Below are 19,758 nucleotides of genomic sequence, written 5' to 3'. Positions count from 1 at the left end.
TTTTTGCCTGCTAACAAAGCATCTATTTGTTTTGTTAACGTCTTATATTAGTGGTAACAGAATTTTCATAATTAATTAATGAAAACAGAGTAAACAACTCAGATAAGACTATTTATTTTGGAAGTATAACGTTATAATGTTGATGTAAATCTACTACTGTATGCGCATCGGAGCCAAATACATAAGGAAGGTGAATAGATTTAGCAAACTCAATTAAAGGAAATGGCGGGGAAGGTTCTTTGCAAAAAGTTTTACTTAACCCTGCACTATTTAAATCTAATTCAAAGCCATGTTCCTTCATTTCAGTTAACACCTGTTGAAGGCGTTCCGTATCGTCAATTTTTACATTATGTGCGAGTTGAAACTTATGAACAAGAGAAGGATGACCAATGCGTTTAGGCTTGTACCGTCCTAGGTTTGCATGAATGGATTGCAAGACCGTGTTATAATACAAAGTATACACATCTTCAATAGAGCCGACTTTATCTGCGAATGCAAGAAAGGTCTCTGCCGAATAATCAATACATACATAGGTGTCTTGCCATCGTAAAAAGTGAACAGAAAGAATTGCATCATCTAAGTATTGACCATATTTATTTAGAAATAGTGTTGTTTCTTTTTCAAAGCCTGCGATGTAATCTACCTCAAGTCCAATTCGAATGCGTATGTCATGTTCGTATTTTGTTTGTAGTTGCTTTAACTCATTAAAATAGGGCATTAAATAATCAGGATTCATCCCACTATCTTTATCGGGGGTTGGATCGGTGAAGCCTTGAGGCAATGGAGCATGCTCAGTAAAAGTAATATCCGTAAAATTTTCAGCTATAGCTTTTTCGATATAATGTATTAATGTATCCGTTGAGCCATGAGGACAGTAAGGTGTATGTATATGCCCATCTCGTTTCATAAAGTGTACACTCCTTTTTTGTTTCGTTTATATAAGAAAGAATAAAATTTCCTATAGGTGCGAAGCTTTCGCATTATCCACTTTCGATGTAAAGACTAAAAAGAGTGTCTTTATCCCAAAAGTGTAAGTGATTTATTATGGATATATCAGTTTAAATGTACTTTTCTTCCATAACTCTTTCACCAATACACTTAAAATCTAGTACAAATGAGAAAACATAGTATATAATGAGTATAAATAGCCAATTCGTTTATTGTGGAATAGGAGGCTTACGATGGAGTATATCATCATTCCGATTATCCTACTATTAATTTTAGTGATAGTGGGATTTACTATGAGAAGAAAACATACTGCGATCATTGAGCAACTTGAAAATGAAAAATTACAAATACAAAATAATCCAATCAATGAGGAGATTTCAAAAGTGAAATCTTTAAATATGAACGGTGAAACAGAGGAAATGTTTGAGCGTTGGCGTAACAGCTGGGATGAAGTCATCGATGTCCACATGACAAAAATTGATTCCTTATTATTTGATGCTGAAGATCAAGTTAATCGTCTTCGCTTTAAAAAGGCAACGTTAATCGAGCGTGAGATTGAAGATTATATTGTAAAATGTGAGCAAGATAAAAATAAAATTTTAGATGAACTAAATGAATTAATTGGTAGTGAAGAGAAAAATCGTATTGAAATCGAACAATTAAAGGAATATTACCGTTCTGCTCGTAAAACATTACTTGCGCATCAACATTCATTTGGAGTTGCGTTGCCAGCACTTGAGCAGAGATTAGAAGTGTTTGTTCAGAAGTTTGAAGAATTCGATTCATTAACAAAAGAAGGAAATTACTTACAGGCTCGGGAAATCGTCATTAACTTAAATAATGAGTCACAGGAGACGTTTAATTTTATTAATGATGTACCGACACTTTTGACGGAGCTACAAGTAAAATTACCGGGTGCCATTCAAGAATTACGTAGTGGTCAACGTGAAATGGAAGAACAGTCTTACTATTTACGTCATCTTGAACTGACTGAGGCACTTGACAAACTAGAAGAAGAGTTTGGGACATTAAAAGGTGAACTTGCACAACTTAATATAGCAGTTGTTAAACCTCGTGTAGTTGAAATTAACGAAGAAATCGATAATTTTTATGACTTACTTGAAAAAGAAGTGATTGCAAAAAATTACGTCGATCAAAATTGTGAACGACTATTTAGTTCGATTGCTAATGTTATTAGTTCGACAAGAATTGTCAGTGATGAAGCATCATTCGTACAACAAAGTTATCATCTAAATGAAAAAGACGCCGAAATCCCGAAAGTAGCATTAAAACGCTTAGAGGTATTACAACGACGTTATGAATTACTTTCAATGCGTGTAGCAGACGAAAAATCTGCTTATTCTAGCTTGCAGGAAGAGTTAACGGAAATTAGTGAGGAACTAGAGCGTATTCATGAGGAACAAGAGCGACTATCGAATACGATGAAAAACTTGCGTATTGATGAAAATAAAGCACGTGCAAAAGTAGAAGAGCTGAAAAAAATGTTACAAGAAACGGATCGCATACTGAACAAGGCGAATATGCCAGGTATCCCCAAGGAGATGGATGCGCGTTTAGATGAAGCTGCAGAACATATTTATGTAGTTATCCAAAGTTTACAAGAAGTACCGTTAAATATGGGAGTTGTGCATAGTAATTTAGCTGCTACAGAATTATGTATTGAAGAAGTACATATAAAAGCGCGTGAGATGATTGAAAATGTCATGTTGATAGAACGAATTATTCAATACGGTAATCGTCATAGAGCAACAAATCCCAAACTTAATGCGCGCTTAAAAGAAGCAGAAGAAGCATTCCTTCAATGCCGATATACAAAAGCATTAGAAGATGCAGGAACGGCTGTGGAGGATATGGAGCCGGGCGCATTAAAACGTATTCAAGCACTTGTTGCAGAAGAGATGTTTTCGCGTTAATCTGGACGAATACAAGACAGTATACGTAAGTGTATAAAAACGTTATAATGGTATAGAAAAAGAGCAACCACCACACTGTTTTCGTGTTGGTGGTTTTCTTATGAAAAACGAGAAGATAAAAAAATTTACGATAAAAAGTGAGTAGGTTGAACGATGATTTATCTCGATAATAGTGCAACAACAAAGCCGCATAAAGAAGTAATGCAAACATTTTTGGCGGTCAATGAACAATATTATGCTAACCCTGCATCAATTCATGCGATGGGTGTAGAATCGCATGAACTATTGATGCGTGCACGTGAACAAATTGCGCATATTTTGCGTACAGATGCCAAAAATATACTGTTTACATCAGGTGGCACGGAATCTAATAATACAGCCATTCTTGGTTTGGCACGAGGCAATACACATAAAGGAAAACATATTTTAACAACGGTCATTGAACATCCATCTGTGTTAGAATCAGTGAAGCAACTTGAAAAAGAAGGCTTTGAAGTAGAGTATTTAACTGTTGGGAAAAATGGTGTTATTTCAATAGAAGAGTTGCGTGCAAAAGTACGTAAAGATACAGTGTTAGTGAGCATAATGCATGTTAATAATGAAATGGGTGCAATTCAGCCTATTTTTGAAGCGGCAAAAATTGTGCATGAGTTAAGCCGCGCAGCTTTTCATGTCGATGCGGTGCAAAGCTTCGGCAAATTACCGATTACCTTTAACGGTGAAGATGGCCCAGACTGCATTACAATTTCCGGTCATAAAATCCATGGCTTTAAAGGTTCAGGTGTACTCGCATTCCGCAAAAAAATGCAGTGGGAACCATATGCACTTGGCGGTGGTCAGGAATTCGGTTTACGCAGTGGAACAGTTGCTGTACCACAAGCCGTGGCACTAGCAAAAGCGGCACGTATGGCAGTAGAAACGATGGCTGTACATGAGCCGAAATTCCGTACGTGGCATGAAGAAATATGTACAGTGTTAAGAAACTATGGTGACGAAGTGCATATTTTATCAACAACAGAAGGTGCAGCACATATTTTATCGTTTAGTGTGCGTGATTTAAAAGGTGAAATACTCATTAATGCCTTGCAAAAACGTGGTGTGATTGTTTCGACATCAAGTGCTTGTTCATCGAAACAAACGAAAACAAGTCATGTCGTGGAAGCTTTACATATTGATGAGCATTTTAAAAATGGCGTCATTCGTGTAAGCTTCGGTGCACATGTTACAGATGAAGAAATCGCACAGTTTAAACTTGTATTAAACGAAGTATTAATGGAACTAAAAGGAGAGCTTTTACAATGATTTGGAAAGAAATTTTAATTCGATACGGTGAACTATCGACAAAAGGGCGCAACAAAATGGACTTTATTCGTCGCCTACGTGAAAATATCCGTCATGCATTTGCTGATTTAGGTCAATTACACATCCGCACAGAGCGTGATCGAATGTTTATCGCTATTTCGGATCAAGCACAAATGAATGTATTACTTGAAGGATTACCGAAAATATTTGGAATTCAATCATTCAGTCCAGTAGCTGCTTGTGAAAAAGATATGGACGCAATGAAAGCTCTTGCAATTACGATTATGGATACATTTAAAGAGGAACAATTAACATTTAAAGTAGAAGTAAAACGTACAGATAAAAGTTTCCCATTAGATTCTCATGCGATTCAGCGTGAAATTGGTAGCCATGTGTTACCACAGTATCAAAACTTATCGGTAAAAGTAAAAAAACCTGATGTAGAACTTCGTGTAGAAGTACGTCATGATGCAACGTATATGATGGCTCAAGTGATTTCAGGTGCAGGCGGTATGCCAGTTGGTTCGAATGGTAAATCATTATTAATGTTATCAGGTGGTATTGATAGCCCAGTTGCTGGCTATTTAATGATGAAACGTGGTGTACGCTTAGAAGCTATTCACTTCTTCAGCCCGCCGTATACAAGTCAAAATTCACTTGAAAAAGTAAAGGTATTAGCAAATGAATTAACAAAGTTCGGTGCGAATGTTCGTCTACACGTTATTCCGTTTACTGAAATACAAGTACTCATTAAAGATAAAGTACCGTCAAACGTTTCAATGACAACAACTCGTCGTATGATGTTAAAAATTGCTGATCAGGTACGTGAAGATATAGGTGCTCTTGCAATCGTTACAGGAGAAAGTCTTGGCCAAGTAGCAAGTCAAACGCTTGAAAGCTTAACTGCCATCAATGCAGTGACGAATACACCGATTTTACGCCCGTTAATTGCAAGTGACAAATTAGAAATTATCGATATAGCTAAAAATATCGGCACTTATGAAACATCGATTCAGCCATTTGAAGACTGCTGTACAATCTTTACACCGGCAAGTCCAAAAACTAAGCCAAAGCTTGAGAAAGTAGAGCACTACGAAAGCTTCTCGGATTTCGATGAATTAATTGAACGAGCTGTAAAGAATCGTGAAGTGCATATCTTCCCGAAAAAAGAACAGCCAGCCGATAAATTCGCAGATCTTCTATAATAAGATAAAGAACCGTCTCAAAAGCAATTTTGAGACGGTTCTTTTATTATGAAATCAGATTTCCTTTGTAGGTACAATTTACCTATATTTTTTTCGTATTAAAAATCTAATAAAGCACATTCTATATTCACAAGGAGGTGAGAGAAATGACAAACAACAACAGTTCAAACAAGCTTGCAGTACCTGGTGTACAACAAGCACTTGATCAAATGAAATACGAAATTGCACAAGAATTTGGTGTTCAATTAGGTGCTGACGCGTCAGCCCGTGCTAACGGTTCCGTCGGCGGTGAAATCACTAAACGTCTTGTACAAATGGCTGAATCTCAATTAAAAGGGATGCCAAAACAATAACAAATAAAAAACTCATACCCTGAGTAATTATTTGGCTAAAGACCAGTGACCTTTATAGGCACTGGTTTTTAGTTTGCTTAAATACCTCAACATTTATGAATGGAAAGTTTCTTTAAAATTTAGAACCGTAAGTTGAATGTCATTGCTCTCGCAAATTGCTGAAATGACAGCTACTCCATCTGCTCCAGCATTGAATACTGTGTGTGCATTTGAGTTATCTATGCCACCAATGGCGACAATGGGTAATTCAGGATGTTGTGAACGTACTTGTTGTAAAAAAGCTGTACCACTTGGCGCATTTGCATCATCTTTAGAACGAGTTGCAAAAATCGGTCCGATCCCAACATAATCTGCTCCATATTGTAAGGCTACTTGTAGTTCAGCATCCGAATGTACAGAAATGCCGAGAAGCATGTCGCCAATTTTTTCTCGTACAATAGAAACATGCAAATCATCTTGTCCAATATGAATGCCATCTGCCTTTAATCGGATAGCAAGATCTACATCATCATTGACGATAAATGGCACGTGATATTGTTGGCATAGTTTTTGACAATCGTTCGCAAATTTCTCATAAGCTTGACCAGTCAACGCTTTAGGTCCTTTTTCACGAAATTGAAACATTGTAATTCCAGCTTGTAATGCTTCTTCAAGTATGGCTAATGGTTCGCGTTGCTTCGTATTTTCAGTACCCATAATGAAGTAAAGCTGTAAATTCTTACGCTTCAAGTACAGTCACCTCACATGTATCTTTATATTTTTGATATGCAAAATGATTTGTTGGTCCGTGACCGTTGCCAATAACTAGATCATGTGTAATGGCCATTTGAATAAACTTTTTTGCTTCAACAATGGCTTGATCAAAGGGAATTCCTTGTGCAATAAAAGCAGTTAATGCGGCAGAGAATGTGCAGCCTGTTCCATGCGTATTTTTAGTATTTATGCGTTCTGATTGCATTGTAAATGATGAACCGTTATTTGAAAATACATAATCAGTAGCGTATTTTTCATCTGATAAATGCCCACCTTTAATAACAACGAACTGCACGCCTAATTGTAAAAGTGATTGTGCAGCTTGTTGAATATCATGAACAGTTTCAATCTTCATATCCGCAAGTACTTCTGCTTCTGGAATATTTGGTGTAAGGACACTCGCTAATGGCAGTAAATGAGTGCGTAATGCTTGGACTGCTTCTTGTTGTAATAAGTTTTCTCCACCTTTTGCAATCATTACAGGATCGACAATCAGTGGGATTCTTAAATCAGTAATGATAGTTGCGATTTTTTGAATAATATCTGATGAAAAGAGCATGCCCGTTTTGATTGCACTAATCGGGAAATCTTCTAATAAAGCAAGGAGTTGCTTTTCAACAAAACTTACTTCCGTCGGCAGAACACCAGAAACACCTAATGTATTTTGTGCCGTTAAGGCTGTAATGACTGAAGTGCCAAATACCTCTAATTCTTGGAATGTTTTTAAATCAGCTTGAATGCCAGCACCACCGCCACTATCGGAGCCAGCGATTGTTGTAACAATTTTCATTATTGTTCACCTTCCTTGGAAAGACGATGTAATTCATTTAGTACGGTTATCTGAAAATCACCAATATATTGTGTGCTCGAATATGCATTTTCAGCAATTTTTTTATAGGTCTTTAACGTATCGCCTAGTTGCGCAAAAGGTTCATCTCCTGCGACAAACGCAGCACCACAAATAGCACTTAGTAAACAACCTGTACCTGTAATTTCAGTCATTTGGCGATGACCACCAGGAATCCACCTTGATTGTACGCCATCCGAAATGAAATCTTCTTCACCTGTGACAATGACCATACATTTGTATTGTTGCGCAATTTTCGTTGCTTCATCAGATAGTGCCATTGAACCACTACCACTATCTACACCTTTTTGCTGCCAACTTATATTCGCAATGGCAGCTAGTTCTCCAATGTTGCAACGAATAAGGACAAATTTTATTTCAGCTAAAAGCTGTTTTACGGTTTCTTTACGGAAAGCTGTCGCACCAGCACCAACTGGATCCAAAATAACTGGGATTCCAAGTGCGTTTGCTTTTTTTCCAGCAAGTAGCATCGATTCTTTTGTCCGTTCGTTTAGTGTGCCAATATTAATCAATAAGGCTGACGCAAGTGATACCATCTTCTCAACTTCTTGCAATTCATCGGCCATTACTGGAGAAGCACCAATTGCTAGTAAACCGTTTGCTTGAAAATTGGCCACAACGTAATTCGTTATACTATGAATAAGAGGCTGTTTTTTTCGAATAGCTTGTAAAATCATCGTACGCTCTCCGGTACCCAATTTTCTTTCGTCCAGGCCATTTCCCAAAACTGTAATTCATAATAACAACTGTTTTTAAAATGACTTTTTAAAATTGCTAATTTTTCAGGAGAAGCTGCTGCAGCATAAGCGTTCATCATTGAGATTTGTTTTTGGATTGTTACTTGGAAATCGTCACTACTATACATCGCAATCCAATCTTCATATAGGTTAACACCAGGTTTTGCGTCTTTATAATACATTCCTATTTCTAAATAAAGCCATGGGCAAGGCATCATAGCAGCAAAAGCTTCAGCTACATCGCCATTATGCACGGCGCTATACATATGATTAATGTAATTGATAGCACCTGGAGCAGGTTCACTCTGCTCAAGTTCCTCTTTGGTTACATTTAATTCTAAGAAAACAGAGCGATGTAATTCTAGCTCAGCTTCATTAATGAATTTCGCTGTATCAGTGTAGTATGCGAATTCTTCAGGTGTTTCACATTTAGCAGCTGCAAATGCTAATACCTTGGCATAATGCTTTAAATAATAGGCATCTTGAATCATATAGTATTTAAACTTATCGAGTGGTAGAGTACCATCCGCAATCCCTTTTACAAATGGGTGCTGGAAACTTCCCTCCCAATAAATATCTGTTTCTTTTCTTAATTCGTTACAAAATGTCATTATAAGTCCTCCTCAAATTGGTGAACGTAAGCATACAAAAAAAGCTCTTTTTCGTCTGTGAAATACACGTAAAAAGAGCTTCTTCATCAAAAAAATGATGTACTGCTCCCTACGTCAGTATTAACTAACAGGTTCAAAGGGTCAGGTTTTACCTTCTCAACTCAAAATGAGTCCCCCCGCAATCAAAATATTTAGCTGAAAATTGGAACGAAAAAAGCTCTCCTACGAATGAGGAGAGCGTATGTACAAGAAAAGCATAAGCGCGATTGTACATTGCTCCCTACGTTAGTATTAACTAACAGGTTCAAAGGGTCAGGTTTTAACCTTCTCAACTCAAGATGAGTCCCCCTGCAAACATTTGATTTGACCACAATGTACCATACTTTCCCTATATGAACAAGGCAATTTTATTATATTTGAAAAGTGGTGACTGATGCCATACAAATAAATGTGATAATTGTCATAATTTTTAATTATTAGAGTGTTTTTCATTGAAATCTATGAAAAATGAGTTTTATAATAAGTTTAACAAAGGGGGCAATAATGATGAATAGACAAAATCTAATCGCACCAGAATGGTATAACATTGTAGAGGAATTTGAAAAGTATGCACAAGATCCAGAGAAAAATGCTTTAATTGTTTATAATGAAAGCGAAGAGATTGACTATATAACATATACAAGTTTACTAGAAAAAGCGAATCAAGTAGCGCATGTGTTAACAGCACAGGGATTAACAAAAGGGGATGTTATTCTCATTATGGTGCCTAGATCTATTGAGGCATATGTTGCATATATCGCTGCATTGAAAGTTGGTTTAGCTATTATTCCAAGCTCTGAAATGCTTAGAGCGAAGGATATTGATTATCGTATTACACATGCTGATGCCAAAGCGGTCATTGCTTATGAACCATATATTGAACAATTTGATGATGTTGAACATTTAGGTGGATTACAACAGTTTGTCATCGGACATGCACATGCACCATGGCAGCCACTACTTGAAAAAATGGAACAGCAGCCTACAAGTTTTATAAGTACTACACCAACCAAAAGTACAGATGTAGCATTTCTTGCGTATACGAGTGGGACAACCGGTAATCCAAAAGCTGCTATTCATACTCATAGTTGGGGTTATGCGCATTTACGCACGACAGCACCAAATTGGCTAGGTGTACAAGAAAATGACATCGTATGGGCGACTGCAGCACCTGGTTGGCAGAAATGGATTTGGAGTCCGTTCCTTGCAACGTTAGGAAGTGGGGCTACTGCTTTTGTTTACAAAGGTAAGTTTGATGCACCTACATATTTAACATTGCTCGAAAAATTCAAGGTGAATGTTCTTTGTTGTACGCCTACAGAATATCGCTATATGGCGGCACTTGAAAATTTACGTGACTATAATTTATCAGAAGTTCGCCAAGCTGTATCTGCAGGTGAGCCGTTAAATAGTGAAGTCGTGAACGTATTTTTAACTGCATTTAACTTACAAGTACGCGATGGTTATGGTCAAACCGAAAATACATTACTTGTTGGAACGATGGTTGGTATGGAAGCGCGTGTCGGCTCGATGGGCAAACCAACACCAGGTAATACGGTATCGATTATTGATGATTTTGGTAATCCTGTTTCGGAGGGTATTGTTGGTGATATTGCCGTACACAAAGAAACACCTGCGTTATTTAGTAAATACTTTAAGGACCCAGAGCGTACAAGCCTGCAATTCCGCGGCGATTGGTATATTACTGGTGACCGTGCATGTAAAGATAAAGACGGCTACTTTTGGTTTGAAGGGCGAGGCGATGATGTAATTATTTCCTCAGGTTACACGATTGGTCCGTTCGAAGTAGAAGATGCATTAATAAAGCATTCTACTGTGAAAGAAGTGGCAGTTGTAGCAAGTCCAGATGAGGTTAGAGGTAATATAGTAAAGGCATTTGTTGTATTACGCGAAGGAATTATTGGGGATTCGTCGCTTATTCAGCAATTACAAAATCATGTAAAGGACTTAACGGCACCCTATAAATATCCACGTGCTATAGAATTTGTGGAGGAATTGCCAAAGACAGCATCCGGCAAAATCCGCCGTGTGGAATTACGTCAACAAGAGCAAAAACAATATAATCATTAATTATTTCCTGGGGAATAATGTCGAAAATCAAAGTTCAAGCGCATTTTATGAACTTTGATTTTTTTATGTGTTAAAATTGTTATTTACGGCATGATGAATTGCGGGAAATTAGTGCATATTTGCAAATAAATGAAACGTTTTATCCATTCATTCGTATAAAATTTTAAGGAGGCGGAATAGAATGAATGCAAAAAGGTGGGTAGCCTTAATTATTGCGGGCGTATTACTAGTGGTTTCACTAGGAATCAATACGGTATTTGCGTTTTTAAAAGCTGATTTCTTCGGTAATTTTGATAGCGTAATTGCAGGCAATGATTTTGAAGTTTATGAAACTGTATTAGAAGGAAATAATTTTGATAAAAGAATTGCTCATTTAACATTGGACGGTACGATTCAAGATGTTGGCTCTGGTACGGTATGGCAACAGGTTACCTATGATCATCAGTTTTTCTTAGGGCAATTAGATAATATTTTAAATGATGAAACTGTTCAGGGTGTTGTATTGAGCGTGAATACACCAGGTGGTGGTGTAACGGAGTCAGCAGAAATTTATAAAAAACTCCTACAAATCAAAGAAGAACGACAAATCCCAATCTACGTATCAATGGGGTCAATGGCCGCTTCTGGTGGTTATTATATCTCAGCACCAGCTGACAAAATTTTCGCAAATCGCGATACGATTACAGGTTCAATTGGTGTCATCATGCAATCTATTAACTATCAAGCACTTGCTGAAAAAGTAGGTGTCAAATTTGAAACGTTTAAATCAGGCGAGCATAAAGATATGCTAAGCCCAATGCGTGATGTTACAGCAGAAGAACGAGCGATGATGCAAGAAATGATTAATGAGTCATATGAAGAGTTTGTTGATATTATTGAAAAGGGTCGTAACATGTCGGAAGCAGACGTGAAAAAGGTAGCGGATGGCCGAGTTCTTGGTGGCACAAAAGCGCTTGAGGCAGGTCTAATTGACGAAATTGGCGATAAAGAAGCAGCAATTGCTGCATTACGTGCGGATTATGATTTAGAAGATGCAGAACTATTCGAATACACATATAACGTGGATGGCTGGCAATCGTATCTTGGTATGAAAATTGGTTCATTTATTGGACCATCAGCAGAAGAAAAAATGCTGATGAAAATTATGTCTGACTATAGTGCGCCAAAAATGATGTACTTATACGGTGAATATTAAGGGGGGCATATCATGACTAATAATGAATTCGTTGTGCAAGGTCCATATCCTGATGACGCCGAATTAACTGGCTATACGCCCAAATTACCAACAAAAGAACGACACTATACATTAAAAACGGCTGGCTTTTGGGTACGCTTTTGGGCGTTTTTAATTGATTCCCTCGTTATATCAGCAGTTATTGGTATTTGTATTAACCCGATTTTCCACTTAATGGATTGGTCTTTATCAGATTCGGCTTGGTATGCACCAATCTCCATTATTTCAGCTGTTATCTATTATTTATATTTTGTGTTGATGACAAAATTTTTAGGGCAAACATTAGGGAAAATGGCTTTCGGTCTACGCGTTGTATCGTTAAAACATGAAACCTTATCATGGTCTGATGTAATTTATCGTGAATGGATTGGTCGTTTTATTAGTAATTTTATAAAGTTGCTGTATGTCTTTGTGGCAATTTTGCCAAACAATCAAGGCTTACATGATTACTTTGCAGATACAATGGTTGTACACGAGAAAATTTATGTAGAAAAAGATTTCGAACAACCAGTACCGACTACTCAAAAAACAGTAAAACAACCTGAAATGATTGAAGAGTCAACAAAAGAATAATGATTGAAGGGCCTCTAACAACTCGTTAGAGGCTCTTCGGATATAAAGTATTTAGTTTCTTAGTAGTTGCGTGAATAAACTGCTCTTGAAAATTGTCTCTACACTAAAATCGGTAATTGAAAGCTTCTTTAACTACAGTAACGAGATGAGGATTTCCGTTCGGGGTGGGGAGCTTTCTGGGGGGATCCACTGAACTTCTCGCTACCCTCGCTTCAGGGGCTCATATGGGACGCTAATCCCCCAGGAGGATGAGGACTACAAATGATATAAATAATACAATTTGATCAATGCAAGATGGCCATTTGAACAGTAGCCATTTTACCTTCGTTCAAAATTAAATTGGCTTATTTTCTTTTACGATCTCCACAAGAAAGTTCTAGTTGATTGGAGTGGAAGACGGTGACTTCTAGGGGATTAGTGAGCAATTTGAAACCCAGCAGGAGCGTGTGACGAAGCGGCTCAAGGCTCGCCTCCTAGAACGCGTTCGCCTGGAAAGGAAATCAACAGGTCCCTTGAATAAAGGCTCATAATGAATTTTTGACGCAATTGTTTTGTTATAATGTGACCACTAACGAGTTGTTGGTGGTCTTCATTTGTATAGCCAAGCTCTATGAGTTGCAATTAATTCCCTACATTTAGTAGTATTATGTACAGATGAAGAAATAGGAGGCGTTAATATGGCACAAGTCACTTTTAAAAATGGCCCAGTAACACTAGTAGGAAATGAGGTAAAGGTTGGAGACCAAGCACCAAATTTCACAGTTTTAGATAATGGACTAGCACCTGTTACTTTAAAAGATTCAGAGGGTAAAATTCGTTTATTCAGTGTTGTACCGTCATTAGATACTGGCGTATGTGATGCGCAAACACGTAAATTTAATGAAGCTGCAGCTGAATTAGGAGACAATGTTGTGATTTACACAGTATCTGTTGACCTTCCATTCGCTCAAAAACGTTGGTGTGGTGCTGCAGGAATCGATGCAGTACAAACAGTATCGGATCACCGTGACCTTTCATTTGGTGAAGCATACGGCGTTTACATTCAAGAATTACGTTTACTTACACGTGCCGTATTCGTAGTGGATGCAGCTGGTAAAGTAACTTACGTTGAGTATGTTCCAGAAGCAACAGATCATCCAAACTATGAAGCAGCAATTGCCGCTGTAAAAGCACTAGCATAAATCATTTTATTTAGGCTAAGATAGTACCAGACGACGGGGCTGTGACAAAGGTGTTTGTCACAGCTTCTTTCTGTGTGAAAGGAAGTTTTATATGGAAAAGATTGAAAAACTATTTGGCATGATGAATGCTCATGCGGAGAAAATAGAAAAAGAGCAAGATGCTACATTTTTAGAGGGTATTTTGGATGCACTTGAAGCGTGGTTGGACGGAGAAGTAGATTACACGGTTGAAGGCGCAACAAAAGAAGATATTCGTAAAGCCATACAAATCGCTATTTTAAAAGGAATGCGTAAAGGTTCACAGCCAAACCATCAAATGACGCCTGATACACTGGGCTTACTTGTAGGATATTTTGTGGAACAGTTTTTCGAGGAGCGTCTAGCGAAAGAGAAAATTTCTATAATGGACCCAGCTGTAGGCACAGGGAATTTATTATTAACAGTGATGAATTTACTGGATGGGAAGGTAGAGGCAACTGGTGTAGAAGTAGATGAATTACTGATTCGTTTAGCGGCAGCTACAGCTGATTTAACAGAGCAACCTGTATCGTTATATCGCCAAGATGCACTGCAAGATTTATTGGCTAGCCCGGCAGATGCAATTGTATGTGATTTACCTGTTGGTTTTTATCCAAATGACGAAGTGGCACTTGATTATGAGCTATGTGCGGCAGAAGGCATGAGTTACGCTCATCACTTATTTATCGAGCAATCTGTGAATTATACAAAAGATGGAGGCTACTTATTTTTCTTAGCTCCAACGCATTTGTTTGAATCAGAGCAAGCTAAACAGTTGCATAAATATATTAAAAAACATGCGTGGATTCAAGCGATTATTCAATTGCCTGACACTATGTTTGCCAATAAAGCACACGAAAAGAGCATTGTAATTTTACAAAAACAAGGCGAGGGTTACAAGGCACCGAAAGAAGTGCTACTAGCTAAAGTGCCGAATATGCAAAATAAGCAAGCACTTTCTATGTTCTTTGAAAAAGTTCAAATGTGGAAAGAAGCGAAATAATATAGAGAAAAATGTTATAATGCCCGTTTATCCCCGAAAAGTGCTAGAGCATCTGAAGCGACTTTGAGGGAGGCGTTTTAACCTAACTAATCATAAAAAAGGTATCCAATAAACTTGGATACCTTTTTATGTACAGAGATATTATTGTTCTGGCGTACGGATAACAAGTACGTCGCATTTTGCAGAACGTACGATGGCTTCAGAAACTGATCCGATAAGGAAACGTTCTACTGCGTTAAGACCTGTAGCACCACAGATGATTAGGTCTGCATCAACAATATTAGAAAGTTCTTTTGTGATGATATTTTTTGGAGAGCCGTATTCAATCACAAGGTTAACATTTGTTAATCCTTCTTCTTCAGCTTCTTTTTTATAACCATTTAATAATTCTTCGGAGAATGCTTGTGCACGCTCTGCAATTGAACGGTCATATGCTTCGATTGCAGCGAAAGAACGAGTGTCAATAACATTTACTAAGTTAAGAACTGCACCCTCATTACGTTTTGCAACATCGATTGATTTACGGAAAGCGTATTCAGCTTCCTTCGAACCGTCAACTGCAACTACAATACTTTTATACTGATTAGCCATTTGTATTACCTCCCTATCTTTATACTCTGATTATACCAAATGATTGCTTAAAGGAAATACTTTCATATAGAAAAATTGTGAAAAAGTGAAGGCATTCACTTTGAAATGCTGAAAATATCGTTAGTAAATACTAAATTTTTTTAAAGGAAATCAATGAAAACTATGAATTAAAAGTGCTTTAATTAAAGCATTTTCAGTGCTTATTTGGTAATATGGAAGGGTAAGGGATGATTGAGAAATTATTCTTATTTCATATGAAGTGAAAGGGGTAGAAAGCTATGAAAATTGGGATTCCGAAAGAGATTAAAAATAATGAAAATCGGGTGGCAATGACGCCAGCAGGAGTCGTGTCATTAACAAATTCAGGTCATGAAGTATTTATTGAGTCAGGTGCAGGGATCGGTTCCAGTTTTTCTGATGCTGATTACGTAGCGGCTGGTGCACATATTGTAGCGACAGCGAAAGAAGCATGGGCTCAAGAGCTAATTTTAAAAGTGAAGGAACCTATTTCATCTGAATATGATTATTTTTATGAGGGACAAATATTGTTTACATATTTGCACCTAGCTCCTGAGAGAGAGCTAACGCAAGCATTAATAGATAAAAAGGTTGTAGGTATAGCCTATGAAACCGTGCAATTAGCGAACGGTTCATTACCACTATTAACACCAATGAGTGAAGTTGCTGGTAAAATGGCGACGCAAATTGGTGCACAGTTTTTAGAGAAAATTCACGGAGGAAAAGGTATTTTACTAGGCGGGGTGTCTGGAGTACCTCGTGGTAGAGTAACGGTCATTGGTGGCGGTATTGCTGGGACAAATGCAATCAAAACAGCTGTTGGTATGGGAGCGGACGTGACAGTTATAGATTTAAGCCCAGAACGTCTACGTCAATTAGAAGATGTATTTGGACGTGAAGTACAGACATTAATGTCAAATCCTTATAATATTGCAGAGTCTGTAAAAAACTCTGATTTAGTAATTGGCGCTGTATTAATTCCAGGTGCTAAGGCTCCTAAGCTTGTGACCGAAGAAATGATTCAATCAATGCAGCCTGGTTCTGTAGTAATTGATGTCGCGATTGACCAAGGGGGAATTTTTGCAACATCTGATCGTGTGACGACGCATGATAATCCAACGTATGAAAAGCACGGGGTTGTACATTATGCAGTGGCAAATATGCCAGGTGCAGTACCGCGTACGTCCACAATCGCATTAACAAATAATACGATTCCATATGCCTTGCAAATTGCGAATAAAGGTTTTAAACAGGCGTGTATTGATAATCTAGCACTGAAAAAAGGTGTCAATACATTAGATGGGCATGTGGTTTATAAAGCTGTTGCGGAGTCTCAAGGATTACCGTACGTCCATGTGGATGATTTAATGACATTGAGCTAAAGCTTACATTTTTTTAGAGCGTAAGGTTTAACGAAGACATAATTGATTTTAGAAGCGCCAATTTTTAGATGGCGCTTCTTTTTTGAATTTGTATTTTTAGTGGTTGAATTAAGAGAAAGGAATAATTTTAATAAATCTAACATGTTGCGGTATCTGAAATTTTTAAGGTCTGCTCATTATTGAATATTGGGGGCATAAATGTTTAAAGAAGTGATAGAAGAATTATTATATCGATATAAGATGCGCACTGTGAAAAATCGTCCTTTAATTGTTGCAGTTGACGGCTTAGGAGGAGCCGGAAAGACGACATTAGTAAAAAATATTGAAAATGAACTGAAGAATATATGTACTATTAGTGTTATTCATATCGATGACTATATAGAGGAAAATAACGAACGTTATAATACTGGATACGACGAATGGTATGAATATTATTATTTGCAATGGAATATTGAAAAAATTAGGGACGATTTATTAAAAAAAAATTCATAACAACTATACAGAACTAATTTTACCTTTCTATGATAAATTCTATGATAGAACTACACTAAACAAAATTACTATAGCATCTGATAGCATTGTTTTAATCGAAGGGGTATTTCTACAAAGAAAAGAATGGAAAATATATTACGATTATACAATCTTCGTAGATTGTCCAAGAGAAATAAGATATGAAAGAGTAATTAATCGAGATTTGTACATCGGAGATTACCAAGTAAGGTTGAATAAATATAAAAAAAGATATTGGTTAGGGGAAGAGTATTATTTGAAAACAGAAAATCCAACAAAAAAAGCAGATAAAATATATTGTGCTACATTATAACGTATATATTTAAGGATGAAAAAGACTTGATTCTACAAAAATGTAGAGACAAGTCTTTTTTTAGAACAAAATTAAATTTAAAGTACTATTAACTCTTTAGGGAATTTCGTTAACACTTCTACACCATCTTTTGTAACAACTACATCATCTTCAATACGAACGCCAGTTACATCTGCTTTGTAGACACCCGGTTCAATTGTGAAGACCATGCCTGCTTTCATCGTCATGTCGTTTGAACCTGTAATTGATGGGAATTCATGAACAGAAATGCCAAGCCCATGGCCAAGACGGTGTGTGAAATATTCACCGTATCCTGCATCTGTAATCGTATCACGTGCTATTTTGTCTAAATCCATCGCGCGAACACCTGGTTTTACGGCAGCAATAGCATTCATATTGGCAGCTAGTACAGTATTGTAGATATCTTTTTGTGCCTCAGAGGGTTCGCCGAATGCAACAGTTCGTGTGATATCAGAACAGTAACCATCGTAAATCACGCCAAGGTCGAATAATACCATATCTCCTTTTTGAATTTTGCGAGTTCCTGGTGTTCCATGTGGTGATGCTGTTTTTGGTCCACTTAACACCATTGTTTCAAATGACATTTTGCAACCTTTTTCCTGAATGGCGTTTTCAATCGCTGTTAGGATTTCTATTTCTGTTTTACCTTCAGCAATCTCTTTACAACCAATTTCAATTGCGTAATCTGCTAGCTCTGCAGCCTTACGTAATTTAGTTAACTCTGTTTCATCTTTTATCACACGCATAGCATTAATTTTTTCGTCGAGACGTACATAGCTTGCCTGTGGGAATAAGTGTTGTAGTGCTTCTAAGCGTTCTACGATTAAGTGAGTTTTCTCAATGGCAAATGTTGTAGGATTCACACCGCGTGCTTTAATGGCATTAGCTAGCACGACCATAGAATCTTGTGTATCTTGATGACCAACTACTTCGTAGGTCCAGCCAGCAGCTTTTGCATCAGGAATCTCCATTTGAGGACAAATTAAAAAAGGCTCTGCTTCTTTAAAAATCATGACGCCTAGTAATCTTTCATGTGGATTGCTTTTAAAGCCTGAAACGTAAAAAACGTTGTCTGGTGTTGTGATAAAAGCGGCATCAATATCGTGTTCAAGTAAAAAACTTTTAATTTCTTCATACTTTGACATTGTATTTCCTCCCCGTGCAGCAACGAATTTTCTAATCTTGTATAGCATATCAAAAAAAGGGAAATAACGCATTTGTAGCGAATTAAGCAAGGGTATAAAACATTATGGTAGGAGGAATTATTGATGGAAATTAGTTATCATGGACATTCGGTTGTGAAGATTCAAACAAATGGTACAACGATTCTAATCGATCCCTTTATTAATGGAAATACGTTAACGGATTTAAAAGTAACAGATGAGGCACCTGATGTAATTTTATTGACCCATGGGCATAACGATCATGTCGGCGATACAATTGAGTTAGCAAAGAAAAAGGATGCACTTGTAATAGCGCCACATGAGTTAGCTAACTGGGTTTCGTGGCAGGGGGTGAAAGCGCATCCGATGCATATTGGTGGTGCTAGGGAGTTTGATTTTGGAAAGGTAAAGTTAACGCAAGCTTTCCATGGTTCTTCGTATACGACTGATAACAATGAAATAATCTATATGGGTATGCCTGCTGGAATTTTACTCTTTATTGAAGGCAAAACAATATACCACGCTGGCGATACAGCGTTATTTAGCGATATGAAATTAATCGGTGAACGTCATCCAATTGATATAGCTTTTGTACCGATTGGTGATAATTTTACGATGGGACCTGAAGATGCGGCATGTGCAGTAGAATTCCTAAAACCAAAAATTGTTGTGCCAATTCATTACAATACATTCCCACCAATCGAGCAGGATCCACAAATTTTTGCAGATTTAGTAAGAGATGCAGATGTGCAAATTTTAGAAATTGGCGGAAAAGTAAACTGTTACTAACAAATTTAGAACCTGTACTATACAGGTTAACAACGTGCTAATAGTTGAAAACGTAGGCGGAGTTGTGATATTTCATCGCTTATACTCAATACTTTCGTAAAAAATATGGTACACTAGGAGC

19 protein-coding genes and 2 riboswitches are annotated in these 19,758 nt (G+C 37.3%); of the genes, 12 read left to right on the top strand and 7 right to left on the bottom strand.

Annotated features, from left to right (window positions below; translation table 11 throughout):
* Positions 1–112: 112 nt before the first annotated feature.
* Positions 113–907 (bottom strand): histidinol-phosphatase HisJ, encoded by a 795-nt coding sequence (gene hisJ, locus ACIQZG_RS02210; RefSeq protein ID WP_402753517.1) that lies wholly within the window; start codon positions 905–907, stop codon positions 113–115.
* Positions 908–1,181: 274 nt separating this feature from the next.
* Here hisJ and ezrA point away from each other — a divergent pair, with 274 nt between their 5' ends.
* The 4 genes from ezrA to ACIQZG_RS02190 all read left to right on the top strand — a co-directional run bounded on the left by ezrA (position 1,182) and on the right by ACIQZG_RS02190 (position 5,742).
* Positions 1,182–2,882 (top strand): septation ring formation regulator EzrA, encoded by a 1,701-nt coding sequence (gene ezrA / locus ACIQZG_RS02205; RefSeq protein ID WP_402753516.1) that lies wholly within the window; start codon positions 1,182–1,184, stop codon positions 2,880–2,882.
* Positions 2,883–3,035: 153 nt separating this feature from the next.
* Positions 3,036–4,184: a cysteine desulfurase family protein gene (locus tag ACIQZG_RS02200; protein ID WP_402753515.1), complete on the top strand. Its 1,149-nt coding sequence runs from the start codon at positions 3,036–3,038 to the stop codon at positions 4,182–4,184.
* On the top strand, positions 4,181–5,389 hold the full coding sequence (gene thiI / locus ACIQZG_RS02195; RefSeq protein ID WP_402753514.1) for a tRNA uracil 4-sulfurtransferase ThiI: 1,209 nt from the start codon (positions 4,181–4,183) through the stop codon (positions 5,387–5,389). The genes ACIQZG_RS02200 and thiI overlap by 4 nt, the downstream gene beginning before the upstream one ends.
* A gap of 146 nt (positions 5,390–5,535) precedes the next feature.
* A complete protein-coding gene (locus ACIQZG_RS02190; protein WP_024363781.1) occupies positions 5,536–5,742 on the top strand; it encodes an alpha/beta-type small acid-soluble spore protein in 207 nt (68 codons plus the stop codon).
* A 93-nt stretch (positions 5,743–5,835) separates the two neighbouring features.
* Here the strand turns inward: ACIQZG_RS02190 and thiE are convergent, their stop codons facing one another.
* From thiE to tenA, 4 genes are read right to left on the bottom strand one after another with little or no spacing between them, the layout of a single operon-like run.
* Positions 5,836–6,471 (bottom strand): thiamine phosphate synthase, encoded by a 636-nt coding sequence (thiE, locus tag ACIQZG_RS02185; protein ID WP_402753513.1) that lies wholly within the window; start codon positions 6,469–6,471, stop codon positions 5,836–5,838.
* On the bottom strand, positions 6,461–7,285 hold the full coding sequence (thiD, locus tag ACIQZG_RS02180) for a bifunctional hydroxymethylpyrimidine kinase/phosphomethylpyrimidine kinase (RefSeq protein ID WP_402753512.1): 825 nt from the start codon (positions 7,283–7,285) through the stop codon (positions 6,461–6,463). The genes thiE and thiD overlap by 11 nt, the downstream gene beginning before the upstream one ends.
* The gene (gene thiM, locus ACIQZG_RS02175; RefSeq protein WP_402753511.1) at positions 7,285–8,040 is read right to left on the bottom strand and encodes a hydroxyethylthiazole kinase; all 756 of its coding nucleotides are present in this window, start codon (positions 8,038–8,040) and stop codon (positions 7,285–7,287) included. The genes thiD and thiM overlap by 1 nt, the downstream gene beginning before the upstream one ends.
* Positions 8,037–8,711, bottom strand: coding sequence for a thiaminase II (gene tenA / locus ACIQZG_RS02170; RefSeq protein ID WP_402753510.1), 675 nt, complete (start codon positions 8,709–8,711; stop codon positions 8,037–8,039). The genes thiM and tenA overlap by 4 nt, the downstream gene beginning before the upstream one ends.
* Before the next feature lie 89 nt (positions 8,712–8,800).
* Positions 8,801–8,899, bottom strand: a riboswitch (TPP riboswitch).
* Between the two features lie 72 nt (positions 8,900–8,971).
* Positions 8,972–9,071, bottom strand: a riboswitch (TPP riboswitch).
* A 186-nt stretch (positions 9,072–9,257) separates the two neighbouring features.
* On the opposite strand from tenA, the gene mbcS reads away from it, so the two are divergent.
* From mbcS to ACIQZG_RS02145, 5 genes are all read left to right on the top strand, one after another.
* Positions 9,258–10,841 (top strand): acyl-CoA synthetase MbcS, encoded by a 1,584-nt coding sequence (gene mbcS / locus ACIQZG_RS02165; protein ID WP_402753509.1) that lies wholly within the window; start codon positions 9,258–9,260, stop codon positions 10,839–10,841.
* Between the two features lie 181 nt (positions 10,842–11,022).
* Positions 11,023–12,036 carry a signal peptide peptidase SppA gene (gene sppA / locus ACIQZG_RS02160; protein WP_402753508.1) on the top strand — a complete coding sequence of 338 codons (1,014 nt, stop codon included), beginning with the start codon at positions 11,023–11,025 and terminating at the stop codon, positions 12,034–12,036.
* Positions 12,037–12,048: 12 nt separating this feature from the next.
* Positions 12,049–12,648 (top strand): RDD family protein, encoded by a 600-nt coding sequence (locus tag ACIQZG_RS02155; protein ID WP_402753507.1) that lies wholly within the window; start codon positions 12,049–12,051, stop codon positions 12,646–12,648.
* Positions 12,649–13,325: 677 nt separating this feature from the next.
* On the top strand, positions 13,326–13,829 hold the full coding sequence (gene tpx, locus ACIQZG_RS02150) for a thiol peroxidase (protein WP_402753506.1): 504 nt from the start codon (positions 13,326–13,328) through the stop codon (positions 13,827–13,829).
* Positions 13,830–13,920: 91 nt separating this feature from the next.
* Complete coding sequence (locus ACIQZG_RS02145) at positions 13,921–14,850, top strand: class I SAM-dependent methyltransferase (RefSeq protein ID WP_402753505.1); 930 nt, start codon at positions 13,921–13,923, stop codon at positions 14,848–14,850.
* A gap of 141 nt (positions 14,851–14,991) precedes the next feature.
* Here ACIQZG_RS02145 and ACIQZG_RS02140 read toward each other — a convergent pair whose 3' ends face one another.
* Complete coding sequence (locus ACIQZG_RS02140) at positions 14,992–15,441, bottom strand: universal stress protein (RefSeq protein WP_402753504.1); 450 nt, start codon at positions 15,439–15,441, stop codon at positions 14,992–14,994.
* 278 nt (positions 15,442–15,719) lie between these two features.
* On the opposite strand from ACIQZG_RS02140, the gene ald reads away from it, so the two are divergent.
* Entirely contained in the window at positions 15,720–16,841 is a 1,122-nt protein-coding gene (gene ald / locus ACIQZG_RS02135; protein ID WP_402753503.1) for an alanine dehydrogenase, read from the top strand.
* 198 nt (positions 16,842–17,039) lie between these two features.
* Positions 17,040–17,333: a P-loop NTPase fold protein gene (locus ACIQZG_RS02130; RefSeq protein WP_402753502.1), complete on the top strand. Its 294-nt coding sequence runs from the start codon at positions 17,040–17,042 to the stop codon at positions 17,331–17,333.
* Between the two features lie 408 nt (positions 17,334–17,741).
* On the opposite strand, the gene ACIQZG_RS02125 is transcribed toward ACIQZG_RS02130, so the two are convergent.
* A complete protein-coding gene (locus tag ACIQZG_RS02125) occupies positions 17,742–18,830 on the bottom strand; it encodes a M24 family metallopeptidase (protein WP_402753501.1) in 1,089 nt (362 codons plus the stop codon).
* Between the two features lie 123 nt (positions 18,831–18,953).
* Here ACIQZG_RS02125 and ACIQZG_RS02120 point away from each other — a divergent pair, with 123 nt between their 5' ends.
* A complete protein-coding gene (locus ACIQZG_RS02120; RefSeq protein ID WP_402753500.1) occupies positions 18,954–19,637 on the top strand; it encodes a metal-dependent hydrolase in 684 nt (227 codons plus the stop codon).
* Positions 19,638–19,758 lie beyond the last annotated feature (121 nt).

The organism is Lysinibacillus sp. NPDC096418, assembly GCF_044762775.1.
Taxonomy (GTDB): Bacteria; Bacillota; Bacilli; order Bacillales_A; family Planococcaceae; genus Lysinibacillus.
This window is presented reverse-complemented; position numbering and strand designations above follow the sequence as displayed.